This window comes from Actinoplanes sp. TBRC 11911 (assembly GCF_012933445.1).
GTDB lineage: Bacteria > Actinomycetota > Actinomycetes > Mycobacteriales > Micromonosporaceae > Actinoplanes.
In genome coordinates this window covers 42764-59289 of the sequence record NZ_JABBNC010000012.1, presented here as the reverse complement: position 1 = coordinate 59289, position 16526 = coordinate 42764, and the positions used below count along the sequence as shown (strand labels likewise).

Sequence of the window (16526 nt, the reverse complement as noted above, 5' to 3'; positions counted from 1 at the left end):
CGTGTCAAACTTTTTTGACACGGCCCTCTACCGTGGATCCATGACCAGCGAAGAGAAACGCGCATGGATCTTTGGTCCGGTCAGCGTGCTGAGCTATCTGGGCTATCTGGCCGCCGTCACGATCGCCGGCGCCGGCTACGCACCGGCGATGCTCTGGTCCATCGGGATCGCCATCGTCGTGAACATCGTGCTGCACATCGCGGTGACGATCCGCTCGCCGCGAGAGCCGCGCGACGAGCGTGACCGCGCGATCGGCCACTTCGGCGACGCGATCGGCAACTCCACCGTCGTCGCGGGCGCGGTCGCGGCGCTGCTGCTCGCGCTCGCCGAGGTGCGCTACGAGTGGATCGCCAACGTCATCCTGCTCGGCTTCGTCCTGTCCGCCGTGCTCGCGTCCACCGCCAAGATCGCCGCGTACCGCTACGGACTGCCCCGCGAACACGCATGGTGAAACCGACCCGGATCACGAACCGGATCCGGGACCTGCGCCAACTGTCGGACGACATGACCCAGGCCGAGCTCGCACGCCGGCTGGGTGTCACCCGGCAGACAGTCATCGCCATCGAGCAGGGTCGTTACTCCCCGTCGCTCGAGGTGGCGTTTCGCATCGCCCGGATCTTCCGGGTGCCACTCGACGAGGTTTTCCACTATCCGGAGGGCGAAGACAATGAAGGCGATTATTCAGGATAAATACGGAAACGCTGATGTTTTACGGCTCGGGGAGATCGACGAGCCGGAACCCGGCGATGGCGAGGTGCTGGTCCGGGTGCACGCGGCCGGCGTCGACCGGGGCCAGTGGCACTTCATGACCGGGACCCCGCTGATCGGCCGGATCGGCTTCGGGCTGCGCGCCCCGCGAGTCAAGACCCGCGGCATCGAGCTCAGCGGCGTCGTCGAGCGGGTCGGCGACGGCGTCACGGCGTACCGGAAAGGGGATGAGGTTTTCGGGGTGGGTGACGGCTCCTTCGCCGAGCTGGCCCGCGCCAAGATCACGAAGATCGCCTCGAAGCCGGCCGGTGTCTCGCACGAGGATGCCGCGGCCTGTGCGGTCTCGGCGGTGACCGCGCTGCACGCGATCCGCACCGCACAGATCAAGAACGGCCAGCGCGTCCTGGTCCTCGGAGCGGCCGGTGGGGTGGGCACGTTCGCCGTCCAGCTCGCCCGGCACCTGGGCGCCGACGTGACCGGCGTCGCCCGCCCCGCGAAGGCCGACGTGGTCCGCGGTCTGGGCGCGGCGCACGTCACGTACCACGATGTGGGCACACAACCCGAGATCAAGGCCCGGTACGACGTCATCATCGACACCGCGGGCCGGTGCCCGGTCGGCACGCTGCGTTCCCTGCTGACGTCGAAGGGCACGACGGTGCTGGTCGGCGGCGAGGGCGGCGGCCGGTTCCTGATGGGGATGGATCGCGGCATGCGGGCGCTGGCCGTCTCCCCGTTCATCGGCCAGCGTTTCGTCTCCATCCTGTCGATCACCAAGCGTGATGATCTGGACACGGTTGCCGGCCTGCTCGCGGACGGGTCGATCAAGCCGGTACTCGATCGGGTGGTTCCGCTGGCCGAGACCCCGGAGGCGCTGCGTTACCTGGCCACCGGCGAGGTGCGTGGCAAGGTGGTGGTGACGGTGGCCGCCGAGTGAGCCAAAAGTGAACCGAATCCGCGCAGCCGCCGTGTACGAGGTGGTAGGCAAGTCACGGCGGTTAGGAACTCTCAGTGACATTAAGGAAACACCTGCGCCGTGTCGGCGGCGTAGTGGTGACCACACTCGCGAGCCTGCTGGTCTTTCTGGAGCTCGTCCTGCCCGACCAGATCACCCGGCTCCCACCCGGTAACCCGGTCGTCAACGCGCTGGTCCGCGTCCCCATCGAGGGTCTGGTGGCGCTCGCCGTCCTGCTCGTGCTTCCCCCGAAGCCGAGACGGATCGTCGCCACCGTCTTCGGGGCCCTCCTCGGCGTCCTCACCATGATCAAGCTGATCGACATCGGGTTCTTCCTCGTGCTCGCCCGCGAGTTCGACCCGGTCAATGACGGCATCCTGTTCAAGGACGGCTACAACTACCTGCAGGACTCGTACGGCGGCTGGGGCGCGTTCGGGGTGGCCGCGGTGGCGACGCTGCTCACCGTCGCGATCATCACCTTCACGACCCTTGCCGTACGCCGGTTGACGCGCATCCTGACGGTCAAGCACACGGATTCGACCCGCCACACCGTGTTCGCGCTCAGCAGTGCGTGGCTGGTGCTGACCGTCGTGGGCGTGCAGATCGTCGGCGGCGTGCCGGTGGCGTCGCAGGCGGCCGCGCAGCTGGCCACCGACACGGTGCTGAAGGTCCCGCAGGACATCCAGGCCCGCAAGCAGTTCACCCGCGAGGCCGCGGTCGACGCGTACAAGAACACGCCCGGCAACCAGCTCCTGACCGGCCTGCAGGGCAAGGACGTGATCCTCAGCTTCGTGGAGAGTTACGGCCGCGGCTCGCTGGAGGACCCGGCGTACAACAGCGCGGTGCTCGCCGGGCTGAAGACCGACGAGGGCAAGCTCGCGTCGAAGGGCTTCGCCGCCAAGACCGGCTTCCTGCACTCGCCCACCTTCGGCGGCGGCAGCTGGTACGCGCACTCGACGCTGCTGACCGGCCTGTGGATCCCGGACCAGAACCGCTACGAGAGCGTGGTCTCCAGCAACCGGCTGTCGCTGACCCGCGTGTTCAAGCGGGCCGGGTACCGCACGGTCGCCGTCGAGCCGGGCGTCACCTACAAATGGCAGCCGGAGGAAAGCTTCTACGGCTACGACCAGCTGTGGGACTCGCACACGCTGAACTACCACGGTCCGAGCTACAGCTGGTCGACGATGCCGGACCAGTTCGTCATGCAGCGCTTCGAAGAGAACGAGTACGGCAAGCCGAACCGTGGCCCGCTGCTCGGCGAGATCACCCTGACGTCCAGCCACACCCCGTGGAACCCGGTGCCGAAGACGATCCCGTGGGACCAGCTCGGCGACGGCTCGGTGTTCAACACCCAGGAGGGCGAGGACAAGACGAACGACCTGGGCGCCAAGAAGGCGTACGCCCAGTCGATCGCCTACTCGGTGGACACGCTGATCTCGTTCATCCAGAAGTACGGCAAGGACAACCTGGTCATGGTCTTCCTCGGCGACCACGAGCCGGCGGCCAACGTGTCCGGGCTGAACTCCTCGCACGACGTGCCGATCACGATCGTGGCGAAGGACCCGAAGGTGCTCGACAAGATCAGCAGCTGGAACTGGACGGACGGCCTGATCCCGGCGCCGAACGCCCCGGTCTGGCAGATGAACCAGTTCCGCGACAAGTTCCTGCAGGCGTACGGCCCGGACGGCGCCCCGCAGTGATCTAGTTCATCGGGACCGCTCTCGCAGGCGCAGGCCGACGAGGGCGGTCCCGATGCTCAGCGCCGCGGCCAGCGTCCACGCCCAGCGGAACTCGGTGATCGACCCGGCGTCGATGCGCGATCCGACGATCGTCACCAGCAGCGCCACCCCGATCGAGGCGGAGATCTGGCGGGCCGAGTTGACCAGCGCGGAGCCGGTCGCCGCCCGGTGCCCCGGCAGCGCCTGCACGCCGGCCGCGACCAAGGTGCCCATCGCCAGGCCCACCCCGATGCCGCCCAGGATCAGCGCGGGCAGCATGTCGCTGAGGTAGTCGGGGGTCGGCGAGACCTGCCACACCCGCCAGAGCATGCCGGCCGCGTAGAGCACGCCGCCGACCGTCACCAGCGGCGCGTGCCCGACGCGGCGGACCACCCGGGCGGTCAGCACCGTCACGATCGGCACCAGGGCCGGGCCCGGGACCAGCGCCAGGCCGGTGCGCAGCGCACTCCAGTGCCACACGTCCTGGCACCACAGCACGTACGACAACAGCATGATCGCGAACGCCACGTTGAACGTGATCGTCCCCAGGCCGGCCGCCCCGAACCGCGGCAGCCGCAGCAGGTGCAGCTCGACCACCGGGCTCTCGTGCCGTGCCGAGCGCAGCCAGAACCAGACCCCGGCGACCACGGCGAGCGCGGCCAGGCCCAGCGTGCGGGCCGACAGCCAGCCCCAGTCGGGCGCCTCGACCAGTGCCCCGCTCAGCGCGGCGACGGCCGCGGTGATCAGGACGGCGCCCATGGCGTCGGGCAGCCGTCCCTGCTCGCGAGCGGCCGGACGCGGCAGGGTGGCGAGGCCCGCGATCAGCGTCAGCACGCCGATCGGCAGGTTCACCACGAACACCCAGCGCCAGTTCACCTCGACCAGCAGGCCGCCGAACACCGGGCCGGACGCGGCGGCGAGCCCGCCGACCGCCGCCCACCCCCGGGTCGCCCCGGTACGGCGTTCCGCGGGCACGGCCGCCATCAGCAGCGCGAGCGAGGTGGGGAGCTGGGCGGCCGCGCCGACCGCCTGCAGCACCCGGGCGACGACGAGAACCCCGAGACTCGGCGCGACCGCGCAGGCCAGCGACGCCAGCGTGAACAGGACGACGCCGGCCAGGAAGACCGGGCGCTGCCCGATCCGGTCGCCGATGCGGCCGGCGACGACGAGGAGGGCGGCCAGGGTGATCGCGTACGCGTTGAGCACCCAGCTCAGATCGCTCAGGGACGCGCCGAACCCGGACCCCATGGCCGGCAGCGCCACGTTCACGATCCACAGGTCGAGGTTGATCATGAAGACCGCGGCCACCACGGTGACGATCGCGAGACGGCGCGTGCCGGTGTGGTTTGAAAATCCAACTGTGCTGGTCACGGGCGTACGTTAGCGAATGTGGTTTGGAAGTCAAACCCCGGCATACACTTCTTCGCGTGACAAGTGCTGCCATCGATGCCGCCACCCTGCCCGGTCGTGCCTGCTCAGCGGCGGCCGCCCTGGAGTTCGTCGGGGACCGCTGGTCCCTGCTCGCTGTGCGCGAGATCTCGTACGGCAACCATCACTTCAACGAGATCGCCCGCCACACCGGCGCCCCGCGGGACCGTCTCGCGGCGCGGCTCAAGCGGCTGGTCGAGGTCGGCGTGCTCACCCGCGGCGACGGGTACCACCTCACCGAGGCCGGCATGGAGCTTCGCGAGGTGCTGTGGGCGTTGGTCAAGTGGGGCAACAAGTGGGCTCTCACCGAGCCGGTGACCCGCCTGGAGCACCACCACGACCACGATTTCGTCGCGGTGCCGGTCTGCGAGCAGTGCGGCGAGCGGGCCCTGGCGAGCGAGGTCAGCGTCAGTCGTCCGCGGCCTTCGCATACGGGTTGACGAGGTACGTCCGGGACAGCGTCTCCGGGACCGTGAAGTACGCGGCGGCGAGCCCGGCCGGGTCGGTGGCCAGGTCACCGCGAGCCGGCACGTCGTTGTCGTCGTCCCAGCCCCACGGCGGGCTCGCCGCGTTGGTCTCACACGCCCACGTGCCGACGCCGCAGTCGCCCGAATAGTCGCCGGCGAACGCACCCATCGCCCCGAACAGGCTCGGGTTGGCGCGCTGGTCCCACAGGCCGCCGGGCGCGAAGATGTCGATGAGGCGGTATCGCACGTCCCGGTCGTCCGGACCGTCCGGCGTATCCGAGGCCGACGCCGACGGGTAGTAGACGACCCCGTCGCCGTGGATCGCGTAGTGCGGCCACGCCTTCAGACCGTGCCCCTGCGCCTGCTGTGCGGTGACCGGATGCTGGAACCCGGCGTAGAGCTTCGTCCGGAGCGTGCCGTCGACGGTCTCGCCGCCGCCGGACCAGTCGCTGCCGACCGGCACGTAGGAGTAGAAGTTCGAATGCGCCACGGTGACCGCGGCCTTCAGCGTCCCGTACGCGGAGCCGTCCTTCTCGACGATCTCCAGCACCCCTTCGCCGTCGTTCTCGTGCTCGCCCTCGAAGAACGGGTGGTCCACCCAGTCGCGCGGGTGGAAGAAGAAGTAGATGAGGTAGTAGTGGGTGCGAGTCTCGACCACCGAGTAGTACGCCGCGGCCGACGTGTCCTGCCCGGTGTGGTCCCAGTTGTCCCGGCCGTTCAGGTTGCCGTCGAAGTCGTACCGGGTGATGAAATCGGAGACGCCGCCGAGCGCGTGGATCCCCGTCCGGTCCACGTCCTGGTGGTGGATCGGCGCCCAGCGCAGCGCCAGATCCGCCGGGTCCGTGGTGGCCTGAGCCGGCGTGGCCAACCCGGTCGCGGCCAGTAAGCCGGCGACGGCGATACCGCATAACATGCCCGCGCATCCCCCTCCGATGGAGGCATGCGTCGATCATCGCCCCGATGGACAAGATCGATCTAGATCAACGCACCGAGTTGCGATAGGGTCCTCGGCATGACCCCGGCGCGGCATTAGGAACTCCGGCTTACTTCAGCCGTCGAGTTCCTTCTTCCCTGTTGAGGAGTCCCTGTCATGTCCCGCGCCGTCGGCGTGGGAAGAGTCCTGTTGCTGCCGTTCGCGCTGCGCACGTTCGTGCCCGCGCTGATCGGCCGGCTCGCCTATGGCCTCTTCCCGCTCGCCACCCTGTTCACCGTCCAGCAGGCCACCGGCTCGTACGCCGCCGCGGGCCTCGCGGTCGCCGCGTTCGGCCTGGCCTCGATCACCCTTCCGGCCAAGGCCCGGCTCGTCGACCGGCTCGGCCCGCGCCGGGTGCTGCCACCGCTCGCGCTGGGATGCGCGCTGGCGCTGGCCCTGGCCGTCTGGAGCAGCGACGCCTTCGTGCTGGTCGCGCTCATCGCCGCGGCCGGTCTCGCGGCGCCGCCGCTCGGCGCGGCGATGCGCTCCCTGTGGCGGGTGCTCACGCACGACTCGGCGGAGCTCAAGCAGCGTGCGTACGCCGTGGATTCGATCGCCGAGGAGACGCTGTACCTGGCCGGTCCGTTGCTGGCGGGCCTGCTGATCGCCGTCGGGCCGGCGCGCTGGGCGCTGCTCGTGACGGCGGCTCTGCTGGTGGCCGGCACGCTCGGCATGGTGGCGGCTCTCCCCGCCGACGCCCGGCCGCCGGCCGGCGGCCCCGAATCCAACGGCGGCCGTCGCTTCTTCGATCCCGGGCCGCTGCGCTTCGCCGGCTTACGCGCCCTGCTGGCCGTGATCCTGGTGGCCGGCACCGGCACGAGCATGGCCTTCACCTGCATGGCGATCACCGCCCAGCAGCACGGCCATCCCGCTGCCGCGGGCGCCCTGGAAGCCGCCGTCGGCCTGGGCAGCGTGGCCGGCGGCCTGTTGTGGGCCCGCCGCCGGCACCGCCGCGACCGCTTCCGGCAGCTCGCCCTGCTGCTGGCCGTACTCGCCACCGGGCTGATCGCGGCGGCCGCCGCACCCGGCCTGATCGCGCTCGGTGCCGTGCTGGCGGTGACGGGCACGGCGATCGCGCCGCTGTTCGTGGTCGCCTACGTCGCCGCGGACGACCTCGTCGACCCGGACCAACGCACCGAGGCGGGCACCTGGGTCAACGTCGCCAACAACGCGGGCAACGCCGGCGGCGCCGCGCTCGCCGGAGCACTCGGCGCGGTCCCCGGCTTCCTGGCCGGCGCCGCGTTGCTGGCCGTCACGGCGGCGCTGCTGGGACTCAGTGGTAGAGCAGTTCGCCGGCCTCGATGGGAGCGGACAACCAATTCTCCGAGGGTGCCAACGGGCAGAGCCACGCCTCGTCGTACGCGCAAGACGGGTTGTAAAGGTAGTTGAAGTCGAGGCGTACCCGGTTGTCGGCGAGCGGCACCACGCCGCGCCCGTGGGTGCCCTTGACGGTGTCGGTCAGATAGCGGCCGCCGCCGAACGACCCCTTGCCGCTGGTGCCGTCGCGCACCGGCAGGAACAACCCGCCGCCGTACGCCGCGATCCAGAACAGCGTCAGCTCGCCGAAGGGCGTCTCCAGGATGCCCACCCGGCGGTAGTGCACCACGCCGTCCTCGCCGCCGGTGTCGATGTCGATCTCGCCATCGGCGGGCCGGATCGGCACCACGGCGATGGCGTCGTCGTTCGGCGGGAAGTAGTTCAGGCCGGTGAATCCGGCCCGCTCCGCCGCCGCGATCGCCGACTGGGGGTGGCTGCGGAACAGCTCGTCGCGTCGGGAGCGGAAGTCCTTGAGGTCGGTGTCCTCCAGATACATCCGGGCGACGGCGGCGCGGTAGTCAGCAAGTTCGAGCTCTTCCATGCAACAAACGGTAGTCGCAACAACTATCCGGCGGGGTAGGTGGTGGTTTCGGTCGCTTTGAGGCCGGCCCACACCTCCCGGCCGGGTGCCAGGTCGAGCTGCACCGCGGCGGCCGGCGTGACGTCCGCGGCCACCGCGATCGGCCCGTCCAGCTCGATGCGCAGCGCGTCGCCGTGCCGGGACACCATCGTCACCCGGGCCGGCCAGGTGTTGCGCGGGCTGCCGTCCGGCCGGGTGGGGTACAGCGCGACCGCGGACGGCCGGAACGCGACGAACACGTCACCCTGCTGCGGTGTGGCGGTGACGATGCTGAAGTCGCTGGTCAGCGCCACATCGGTGCCGTCGGCGTGCCCGCGGTACAGGTTCAGGCCGACCAGCCGGGCCACGTAGTCGGTGCGCGGCTGGGCGGTGATCGTCGCGGCGTCGCCGATCTGCACGATCCGGCCGTCCTCGACGATGATCAGCCGGTCGGCGAGCATCAGCGCGTCCAGCGGGTCGTGCGTGACCAGCACCGTCGCGCCCGGGAACGACGACAGGTGCCCCCGCAGCTGCGCCCGGGTGTCCAGCCGCGTCCGCGCGTCCAGAGCGGCCAGCGGCTCGTCCAGCAGCAGCAGTTTCGGCTCGGCCGCGAGCGCCCGTGCCAACGCCACCCGCTGGGCCTGCCCGCCGGAGAGCTGACGAGGCTTTTTCCGTACGTGCTCGGCCAGACCGACCCGATCGAGCCATTCGCGGGCCTGTTCCCGGGCCTGTTTGCGCGGCACATGCCGGCACCGCGGCCCGAACGCGACGTTGTCCAGCGCGTTCAAATGCGGGAACAGCAGGTAGTCCTGGAAGACGACGCCGATCCGGCGGTGCTCCGGCGGGGTCCGGTCGAGCCGCACCCCGTCCAGCGCGATGTGCCCGTCGGCCATCCCGACCAGCCCGGCCAGCGCGCGCAGGGCGGTCGTCTTGCCCGCCCCGTTCGGCCCGAGCAGCGCCACCACCTCGCCGGGCGCAGCGCTCAGTTCCAGGTCGAGCGTGAACCCGGCCCGCCGTACGACGATCCGCGCGTCCAGACTCACGCCGCCACCCACTTGTCGCGCAACGCCGCCAAAATCACCACCGACACCACGAGCAGCAGCAGACTCAGCACGATCGCGGCATCCACATCCTGCTCCAGCGCCAGGTAGACGGCGAGCGGCATGGTCTGGGTACGCCCCGGGAAGTTCCCCGCGAACGTGATGGTGGCGCCGAACTCGCCGAGCGCCCGCGCCCAGCACAGCACCGCGCCGGCCGCCACCCCGGGGGCGATCAGCGGCAACGTGACCCGGCGAAACGTCGTCCACCGGCCGGCGCCCAGCGTCGCCGCGGCCTCCTCGTACCGCGCGTCCGAACCGCGTAACGCGCCTTCGACGGCGATCACCAGGAACGGCATCGCGACGAACGCCTCGGCGACCACCACGCCCGCGGTGGTGAACGGCAGCGTCACCCCGAACGCCGAGTCCAGCCACTCGCCGACCAGCCCACGACGGCCGAACACCAGCAGCAGCGCCACACCGCCGACCACCGGCGGCAGCACCAGCGGCACGGTGACCAGCGCGCGCACGAACCGGCGGGCCGGGAACTCGACCCGGGCCAGCATCCAGGCCAGCGGGACGCCGAGCACCAGGCACACGCCGGTGGCGATCGTCGCGGTCTCCAGCGACAGCCGCAGCGCGGTCAGGATGCCGGGCTCGGTCAGCCGCTGCGGCAACGTTTTCCACGGCGCCCGGATCAGGAGCCCGGCCAGGGGGAGGACAAGGAACGCCAGCCCGGCGAGCGCGGGGATCGCCAGGACCGGCGGAACCTTGCGGAACGATCCGTTCAGGGCTTCTGGAACCCTGCGTCGGTGAGCACCTTCATCGCGGGCTCGCTCTGTACATAGGTGACGAACGCGGTGGCGGCGGCCGGGTTGGGCGCGTCCTTCAGCGTGACGATCGGGTAGTTGTTGATCGCGCTGGCCGACTCCGGGAACTCGATGGCGTCGACATTGTTCTTCGCCGCGTTCGCGTCGGTCCGGTAGACCAGGGCCGCGTCCACCTCACCGAGCTGGACCTTCGACAGGGCCGCCTTCACGTCCTGCTCCTGGGTGACCGGCGTGATCTTGACGTTGGCCGAGGCCAGCGCGGTCTTGGCGGCCGCGCCGCAGGGCACCTGCTCGGCGCAGAGCGCCACCTTGATGGCCGGGATCGCCAGGTCGGAGAGCCCCTTGATGTTCTTCGGATTGGCCTTCGGCACCGCGATGACCAGCTGGTTCTTCACGAACGTCACCGGTTCGCCGTTCGCGTTCCCGGCGTCGGTCACGGTCTTCATGGTCGCCGGGCTGGCGGCCGCGAACACGTCGGCCGGCGCACCCGAATTGATCTGCTGGGCAAGACCCGAGCTTCCCCCGTACGAGAAGGTGACGTCCACGCCGGGATTGGCCGTCTCGAAGTCCTTGCCGATCTGGTTGAACGTCTCGGTCAGCGAGGCCGCCGCGAGAACCGTGAGCTTGCCGGTGACCGCCGTACTCGAAGCGGCCGCGGTGCTGCCAGCCGGTGCGTCGTTCGTGTCCCCGTCTCCGCAGGCGGCCACCGTCAGCACGGCGGCCATCGCCACGCCCAGCAAGAGCTTTCTCATGCGTCGTCCCCTCGCTCCACCACGACCGTGGTCGACTTGATCACGGCGGTTGCCGTGGATCCCACTTCCAGTCCCAATTCCTCGACTGCCTCGCTGCTCATCAGCGACACCACGCGAAACGGCCCGGCCTGGATGTCGACCTGAGCCATCACCGCGTCCTTCGTGATGGCGGTGACGATGCCGCGCAGCCGGTTCCGCGCCGACGAGCGGCGCGTGCCGGGGTCGGGGTCGTCGGACAGCGACCGGGCGAACCCGGCCAGGTCGGCGCCCCCGATGGTGCGGTGCCCGTGCTCGTCGCGTTCGGCGGCGAGCCGCCCGGCGTCGATCCAGCGCCGGACGGTGTCGACGCTGACCCCCAACAGGTCGGCCGCCTCACCCATGCGGTACGTCATCACGGCATCAGACTATGGCCGCAAATGCCAGCTGAGAATGGTGATCCGCCTTGCAGATGCGGAAGCGTTGCAACAAATGGGGGCCGGACGGCATGCTGTGTGGCGTGGAACGCATAACGGAGGTCACCTCGTTTCTCGCCGAGGTGCTGACTCCTCGCGCTCCGCTCACCGTGATCATCGACGGTGGTGAGAACGGCGCCGCCGCCGCGTTCGCCGCCCGGCTCGCCGCCGCCTTCCCGGCCTCCGCCCGCGCCTGGAGCGTCGACGCCGTGCTGGGCCTGACCGGCGACATGAGCGGCCGGTACGACTCGGCGCTGAACGTGCTGGAACCGGCCGCCGACCGGGTGATCGTCTATTTACGCAGCGGCCCGCGCGGTCGCCTCGGCAGTGGCGAGGGCGAGCGGCGGGCCCAGGTGGTGATCGACCACCACGATCCGCAGTGGCCGGTGATCCGGCACGTGCATCCGCGCCTGGCGTCTCCCGAGCAGTGGTATCTGTCGGAGAGCCGGGCGTTCTTCGACATCCGGGCGCAGGGCTGGGACGAGCGGTTCGGCAACGACCTGCCGGCGTACGCGAAAGCGGTCGCCGCCGCCGAACCACAGCCCGGCGACGTCGCGCTCGACATCGGCTGCGGCACCGGCCGCGCCCTGCCCACGCTGGTCGCCGCGACCGGACCGACCGGCCGGGTCATCGGCCTCGACCTGACCCCCGGCATGCTGGCCGAGGCCGGTAGGAGGGGCCGGCACACGGCCGCCGACCTGGTGCTCGGTGACGCCCGGCGGCTGCCGCTGGCCGCGGCGGCGGCCGACGTGGTCTTCACGGCCGGCCTGATCCAGCACCTGCCCGACCCGCTGAGCGGGCTGATAGAGCTGGGCCGGGTGGCCCGTTCCGGCGCCCGGCTGGTGCTGTTCCACCCGGCCGGTCGCGCCGCGCTGGCGGCCCGGCACGGCCGGACGGTGCGCCCCGACGAGCCGCTGAACGACCATCTCCTCAAGCCGCTGCTGGAGGCGGCCGGCTGGTCGCTGACCCGCTACGACGACCCGGACGACTACTTCCTGGCCGTCGCCGTCCGCCACTAGCGGCCGGGGCTTGTGCGGATCATTGCCGCCACCGTCAGGTCGAGCCCGATCTGGTAGTAGTGGTCCGCGTCCTCGCAGTACGACAGCGTGCCGGCGGCGGCGACCACGTTCGGATAACGGCTGACCGGGAGGGTGGCGAGCGCCGCCCGCCGGGCGGCGATGGCATCGTCGCGATCGTCCTTCTCGGTCCGTGGATCCAGCCGGGGTTCGGCGGCGACCAGCGCGACCAGCGAGAAGAGCGTCGACCGGGCGACCTCGGCCGCCCGATCGATGTCGAACCCGCCGCTGACCAGCAGGACGAGGCAGCGCTCCGCCAGGGCGAGGCCCGGGGCCGAGGTGAGGAGCCGGGGCACCGTGAGGTGAGCCACGTCGGGGTGCGGGCGAAGCGCGGCGATCAGGGCGGTGAGAGTCGAGCGCATCTGCTCGTGCCACGGCCGGTCGTCCGCGTCGGGCACGACGATGTCGGCCAGTAACCGGTCGGCGAGCGCTTGCAGCAGGTCGTCCTTGTCCTTGAAATGCCGGTAGAGCGCCATCGGTGTGACCTGGTGCTCCTGAGCCAGACGCCGGATGGTCACCGCGTCGATGCCCTCGGTGTCGGCGATGGCCAAGGCGCTTTTCACGATCACGTCCGGGTCGAGTCCCGGGCGCCCCGCAGTGCTCCGGCTCACGTTGCCCACCGCCCGAGTCTACTACGTACACTCTGCCGATATACAGCGTATACATACAGCGTATACCGCAAACAACTTTACGAGGCATGCAATGCGACGCAACCTCTGGCCCGCTCTCGTCGTGCTGGCGCTCGCCCAATTCATCGTGGTGCTCGACGTAACGATCGTGAATGTCGCGCTACCCAGCATCCAGCCCGATCTGCACTTCTCGGTCGCCGGCTTGCAGTGGGTGATCTCGGCGTACACCTTGCTCTTCGGCGGCTTTCTGCTGCTCGGCGGGCGCGCCTCCGACCTGTTGGGCGCCCGCCGGATCTTCCTCATCGGGCTCGTGTTGTTCGGCGGGACCTCACTGGTCGCCGGTCTCGCGGGCGACTCCGGCGTGCTGATCGCCGCGCGGGCGGGACAAGGACTGGGCGCCGCGATGCTGTCGCCCGCGGCACTCGCGATTCTCACGGTCACGTTCGCGCACGGCAAGGAGCGCAACATCGCGATGGGCGTCTGGGGTGGCCTCGCCGGGCTGGGCGGGACTCTCGGCGTCGTCGCCGGTGGCCTCCTCGTCGACGCCCTGAGCTGGCGCTGGGTCTTCTTCGTCAACGTGCCGGTCGTCATCGGCCTGGTCGCCGTCATTCCGGCCGTCCTGCACCGGGTCCGGCCGGATCGCGAACAGTCCCGCGTCTTCGATCTCCCAGGTGCCGCACTGAGCACCGCCGGCCTGCTGCTCGTCGTCTTCGGTGTGGTCCGCGCCGAGTCCGACGGCTGGAGTTCGGCGCAGGTGGCCGGCAGCCTCGTCGCCGGCGTCGTCCTGCTGATCGCGTTCGTGGCGTGGGAAGCGCGCTCGCAAGCGCCGCTGGTGCCGTTGCGGCTGTTCCGCTCCCGCGCGCTGAGCGTCTCCAGCATCTCGCTGGCTCTCAACGGCGCGGCCTTCTTGTCGATGTTCTTCCAGACCGCCATCTTCCTGCAGCAGGCCCGAGGCGATTCGCCGCTGAAGGCGGGACTGCACTTCCTGCCGATGGGAATCGCCGCGATCGTGGGAGCCGTCGTCGCGAGCAACCTCGTCGCCAAGATCGGCACCCGGACGATGCAGCTGATCGGCACGATCCTCAGCGCCGCCGGGCTCTTCCTGCTCGCCCAGGTAGACGCGCAGGGTAGTTACGCCGGCGGAATACTCCCCGGCCTCGTCATCTTCGGATTCGGCATCATCTGGGTCGGCGTGCCCGCTCAGATCGCCGCCGTCGCCGACGTCGTCCACCACGAGGCCGGTGCCGTCTCGGGCGTGGTGAATGCCGCTTTCCAGGTGGGCGGGGCGCTGGGGTTGGCCGTCGTGACCACCTTGTCGGTCAGCCACCTCAACGATGCGGTCACCCACGGGGCGTCACAGCAGGCGGCCTCGGTCGCCGGCTTCCATCGCGGACTGCTGGTCGCCGGCATCCTGGCCGTGGTGAACCTGGCCACGGTGTTCTTCTCGCCGCAGCTGACGCCGAGCGCCGAGGAGGTCGCCGCCGCGTCCGCCGCCGCCTGAGCAATGGCAATACAGGCGCGGTCTAGACGGTCAGTGGTCGCTTCAGCGAGAGGTCGTGGTCGGCGAACGCGCGGTACCGGCGCAGCGCCAGGAACAGCCAGCCCAGGCTGATCACCGCGAGAATGATGAAGGCGACCAGCCCGGCGTACGTGTCCCACAGCGTGTGCAGGGCGACCGCGCCGGCGAAGGTGGCCACGAACTCGGCGAACTTCTTGCCGGTCGGGCTGGCGATGAACGCCCACAGCGCCCCGGCGGTCAGGCCGGTCCACGCGGTGTGCCCGGCCGGCGACGTGAGCCCGCGCAGGAACAGCGTCTCCTCGACCGCGCCGATGTTGCCGTTCGACGAGATCAGCGCCGTGAACGCGTACCCCATCGTCTCGAGCGCGGCGAAGCCCATGCCGGACGCGACCCCGATGATCAGGCCGTCGGAGGGCAGCCGGCGCTCGTGCCTATACATGATCGTCAGCAGCAGGATCACCGGGACGATCAGCTTCGCCGACTCCTCGATGAGCGCGACCAGGATCATCGGCAGCATGCCCAGCCCGCGCAGGGTGTTGTACTCGAGCGTGCCGGCGACCACGGTCCCGATCACGCCGCCGAAGAACGCGGCGATGACCAGCGCGGACGTCGGAACCTGCCAGCGCCCGGTACGCGCCCGGGTGAAGGTCAGGAACGACATCGGGACGACCGCAGCGCCGAGGAGGATCAGCGACGGCACGAAGTTGGGGTTCTGCGTGTGGATCAGGGTCCGCAGCACGATGACGTACAGGATCAGTCCGATGACCAGGACACCGAGCCACGCCCACCGGCGAGAACTGTCGCGCATGTGCGAAGTCTTTTGCCACGAGCGTCTCGCGTCAATCCGTGAGCATGCACTCAGCCGAAAAGGTTGAGGGGGACGGCGTCCGCGATGTCCTGCATGCCGCGGTCGTTCGGGTGCAGATGATCACCCGAGTCGACGGCCGGCCGGTACCGAGTGGGTGCGGCCGGGTCGTGCGTGGCGGTGTCCTGGTCGATGACGCCGTCGCAGCCACTGGCCGCGCTCCGGATGAACGCGTTCACCGCGTCCCGCCCTTGCTCGCCCTTCGGCGACCAGCCGCTCGAACCCTGAAACGGGGTCAGCGTCGAGCAGTAGAACTTGATCCCGGCGGCGTGCGCGCGGGCGATCAGCTGCGACATCGCGTTGATCAGCTCGGACGCCGGCGGCGCGTTCGGCCCGCTCAGGTCGTTGATCGGGTCGTCCGAGAAGATCACCCATCGGACGCCGGTCTGCTGCAGAACGTCCCGGTCGAACCGTTTCAGCGCGCTTTCGCCCTGGCCGTCCTGCAACAACTGATTCCCGCTGATCCCGGCATTGAGGACCCCGACCGTACGCCCGGACGCCGCCAGCCGTTGCGACAGCAGATCCGGCCAGCGGCGATCGGCGTCGTACGTGGAAGCGGTCCCGTCGGTGATCGAGGCGCCGAACGTGACCACCGCGCCGGTCGCCCGCGAGTTCATCACATCGACCCCGGCCAGGAAGTAGTACGAGTTACGGGTCTGCGCAGCGCGCATCGAGGCGGCACCGCTCTGGTCGCCGGCCGCGACGTAGTTGGTGCGGGTGGCGACGCTGTGTTCGGTCGCGTGCGCGGCGGCGTCCGGCAGATAGAGGCTCACCGCCAGGTCGCCGCGGGCCGGGACGGCGAGGCTGACCGGGTCGCTGAGCAGTGATCGCCCGGGCTGCACGGTCGCGGTGGCGGCGCCGCCGAAGGTCAGCGCGTGATCGGTGCCGGCCGTGATCCGTCCACCCCCGGCGGCCACCGCGACCCGGACGTCCGCGATCGTGAGCGGGCTCGTCCCGTACTGGTTGGAGATGCGCACCCGGGCCGCCGTGCCGCCGATGCTGGTGTGCACGATCTGCCGCAGCGTCTGCTGCCGGAAGCCCTCGGTGCCCGGCTGGACCGCCGCCGCCCACGTACCCACCCACCCGGGCGGGCTTGGTGGCCGCGCGGCCGGTTCGCCGTCCGCGGCGCTGCGCCGGGCGATCATCGCGCCGACCACGCCGATGATGACGACCACGACGGTTCCGATGGACGCCATGGCCTTCTTCCTGCCGTCCATCCGATCATCTTCCACGCCCTTCCCGGA

Annotated in this window: 18 protein-coding genes; 8 read left to right on the top strand and 10 right to left on the bottom strand. The window is 70.3% G+C overall.

Translation table 11 applies throughout. The annotated features are described in order from the left end of the window. Positions 1-40: 40 nt before the first annotated feature. From HH310_RS18535 to HH310_RS18520, 4 genes are all read left to right on the top strand, one after another. Positions 41-451 (top strand): hypothetical protein, encoded by a 411-nt coding sequence (locus HH310_RS18535; protein WP_169176831.1) that lies wholly within the window; start codon positions 41-43, stop codon positions 449-451. Beyond that, positions 445-690 (top strand): helix-turn-helix transcriptional regulator, encoded by a 246-nt coding sequence (locus HH310_RS18530; RefSeq protein WP_169176830.1) that lies wholly within the window; start codon positions 445-447, stop codon positions 688-690. The genes HH310_RS18535 and HH310_RS18530 overlap by 7 nt, the downstream gene beginning before the upstream one ends. Continuing rightward, complete coding sequence (locus HH310_RS18525; protein WP_169176829.1) at positions 668-1642, top strand: NAD(P)-dependent alcohol dehydrogenase; 975 nt, start codon at positions 668-670, stop codon at positions 1640-1642. Before HH310_RS18530 ends, HH310_RS18525 begins: the two co-directional genes overlap by 23 nt. 74 nt (positions 1643-1716) lie before the next feature. Further along, a complete protein-coding gene (locus HH310_RS18520) occupies positions 1717-3360 on the top strand; it encodes a sulfatase-like hydrolase/transferase (RefSeq protein WP_169176828.1) in 1644 nt (547 codons plus the stop codon). Positions 3361-3366: 6 nt separating this feature from the next. Here the strand turns inward: HH310_RS18520 and HH310_RS18515 are convergent, their stop codons facing one another. Further along, on the bottom strand, positions 3367-4749 hold the full coding sequence (locus HH310_RS18515) for a DHA2 family efflux MFS transporter permease subunit (protein ID WP_211192321.1): 1383 nt from the start codon (positions 4747-4749) through the stop codon (positions 3367-3369). Between the two features lie 56 nt (positions 4750-4805). Here HH310_RS18515 and HH310_RS18510 point away from each other — a divergent pair, with 56 nt between their 5' ends. After that, entirely contained in the window at positions 4806-5246 is a 441-nt protein-coding gene (locus tag HH310_RS18510) for a helix-turn-helix domain-containing protein (protein ID WP_211192320.1), read from the top strand. Here HH310_RS18510 and HH310_RS18505 read toward each other — a convergent pair. After that, positions 5215-6186 carry a hypothetical protein gene (locus HH310_RS18505; protein ID WP_169176827.1) on the bottom strand — a complete coding sequence of 324 codons (972 nt, stop codon included), beginning with the start codon at positions 6184-6186 and terminating at the stop codon, positions 5215-5217. The genes HH310_RS18510 and HH310_RS18505 overlap by 32 nt on opposite strands. 177 nt (positions 6187-6363) lie before the next feature. Here HH310_RS18505 and HH310_RS18500 point away from each other — a divergent pair, with 177 nt between their 5' ends. Further along, the gene (locus HH310_RS18500) at positions 6364-7635 is read left to right on the top strand and encodes an MFS transporter (RefSeq protein ID WP_169176826.1); all 1272 of its coding nucleotides are present in this window, start codon (positions 6364-6366) and stop codon (positions 7633-7635) included. Here the strand turns inward: HH310_RS18500 and HH310_RS18495 are convergent. The 5 genes from HH310_RS18495 to HH310_RS18475 are packed head-to-tail and all read right to left on the bottom strand — an operon-like array spanning position 7520 to position 11133. Beyond that, the gene (locus HH310_RS18495) at positions 7520-8104 is read right to left on the bottom strand and encodes a DUF1684 domain-containing protein (RefSeq protein ID WP_169176825.1); all 585 of its coding nucleotides are present in this window, start codon (positions 8102-8104) and stop codon (positions 7520-7522) included. The two genes, HH310_RS18500 and HH310_RS18495, sit on opposite strands and share 116 nt — an antisense overlap. Before the next feature lie 23 nt (positions 8105-8127). Then, positions 8128-9165 carry an ABC transporter ATP-binding protein gene (locus HH310_RS18490; protein WP_169176824.1) on the bottom strand — a complete coding sequence of 346 codons (1038 nt, stop codon included), beginning with the start codon at positions 9163-9165 and terminating at the stop codon, positions 8128-8130. Then, positions 9162-9950, bottom strand: a complete 789-nt coding sequence (locus tag HH310_RS18485; protein WP_169176965.1) for an ABC transporter permease — start codon at positions 9948-9950, stop codon at positions 9162-9164. The genes HH310_RS18490 and HH310_RS18485 overlap by 4 nt, the downstream gene beginning before the upstream one ends. Then, the gene (modA, locus tag HH310_RS18480) at positions 9947-10741 is read right to left on the bottom strand and encodes a molybdate ABC transporter substrate-binding protein (RefSeq protein WP_248294133.1); all 795 of its coding nucleotides are present in this window, start codon (positions 10739-10741) and stop codon (positions 9947-9949) included. The genes HH310_RS18485 and modA overlap by 4 nt, the downstream gene beginning before the upstream one ends. After that, positions 10738-11133, bottom strand: coding sequence for a TOBE domain-containing protein (locus HH310_RS18475; RefSeq protein WP_211192337.1), 396 nt, complete (start codon positions 11131-11133; stop codon positions 10738-10740). Before HH310_RS18475 ends, modA begins: the two co-directional genes overlap by 4 nt. A 104-nt stretch (positions 11134-11237) precedes the next feature. On the opposite strand from HH310_RS18475, the gene HH310_RS18470 reads away from it, so the two are divergent. Continuing rightward, entirely contained in the window at positions 11238-12212 is a 975-nt protein-coding gene (locus HH310_RS18470) for a methyltransferase domain-containing protein (protein WP_312034186.1), read from the top strand. Here the strand turns inward: HH310_RS18470 and HH310_RS18465 are convergent. Continuing rightward, positions 12209-12880: a TetR/AcrR family transcriptional regulator gene (locus HH310_RS18465; protein WP_211192319.1), complete on the bottom strand. Its 672-nt coding sequence runs from the start codon at positions 12878-12880 to the stop codon at positions 12209-12211. The two genes, HH310_RS18470 and HH310_RS18465, sit on opposite strands and share 4 nt — an antisense overlap. Before the next feature lie 91 nt (positions 12881-12971). Here HH310_RS18465 and HH310_RS18460 point away from each other — a divergent pair, with 91 nt between their 5' ends. After that, complete coding sequence (locus HH310_RS18460; protein ID WP_169176821.1) at positions 12972-14399, top strand: DHA2 family efflux MFS transporter permease subunit; 1428 nt, start codon at positions 12972-12974, stop codon at positions 14397-14399. 22 nt (positions 14400-14421) lie between these two features. Here HH310_RS18460 and HH310_RS18455 read toward each other — a convergent pair whose 3' ends face one another. Together HH310_RS18455 and HH310_RS18450 are read right to left on the bottom strand one after the other, a co-directional pair. Beyond that, positions 14422-15225, bottom strand: coding sequence for a PrsW family intramembrane metalloprotease (locus tag HH310_RS18455; protein WP_169176820.1), 804 nt, complete (start codon positions 15223-15225; stop codon positions 14422-14424). 50 nt (positions 15226-15275) lie between these two features. Beyond that, a complete protein-coding gene (locus HH310_RS18450; RefSeq protein ID WP_211192318.1) occupies positions 15276-16499 on the bottom strand; it encodes an SGNH/GDSL hydrolase family protein in 1224 nt (407 codons plus the stop codon). Positions 16500-16526 lie beyond the last annotated feature (27 nt).

Bases quoted from the DNA above. Each gene is read 5' to 3' on its own strand.
- HH310_RS18500 (WP_169176826.1), top strand. From the start codon at position 6,364: ATGTCCCGCGCCGTCGGCGTGGGAAGAGTCCTGTTGCTGCCGTTCGCG.
- modA (WP_248294133.1), bottom strand. From the start codon at position 10,741: ATGAGAAAGCTCTTGCTGGGCGTGGCGATGGCCGCCGTGCTGACGGTG.
- HH310_RS18505 (WP_169176827.1), bottom strand. From the start codon at position 6,186: ATGTTATGCGGTATCGCCGTCGCCGGCTTACTGGCCGCGACCGGGTTG.
- HH310_RS18460 (WP_169176821.1), top strand. From the start codon at position 12,972: ATGCGACGCAACCTCTGGCCCGCTCTCGTCGTGCTGGCGCTCGCCCAA.
- HH310_RS18475 (WP_211192337.1), bottom strand. From the start codon at position 11,133: ATGACGTACCGCATGGGTGAGGCGGCCGACCTGTTGGGGGTCAGCGTC.
- HH310_RS18535 (WP_169176831.1), top strand. From the start codon at position 41: ATGACCAGCGAAGAGAAACGCGCATGGATCTTTGGTCCGGTCAGCGTG.
- HH310_RS18450 (WP_211192318.1), bottom strand. From the start codon at position 16,499: ATGGACGGCAGGAAGAAGGCCATGGCGTCCATCGGAACCGTCGTGGTC.
- HH310_RS18530 (WP_169176830.1), top strand. From the start codon at position 445: ATGGTGAAACCGACCCGGATCACGAACCGGATCCGGGACCTGCGCCAA.
- HH310_RS18455 (WP_169176820.1), bottom strand. From the start codon at position 15,225: ATGCGCGACAGTTCTCGCCGGTGGGCGTGGCTCGGTGTCCTGGTCATC.
- HH310_RS18495 (WP_169176825.1), bottom strand. From the start codon at position 8,104: ATGGAAGAGCTCGAACTTGCTGACTACCGCGCCGCCGTCGCCCGGATG.
- HH310_RS18525 (WP_169176829.1), top strand. From the start codon at position 668: ATGAAGGCGATTATTCAGGATAAATACGGAAACGCTGATGTTTTACGG.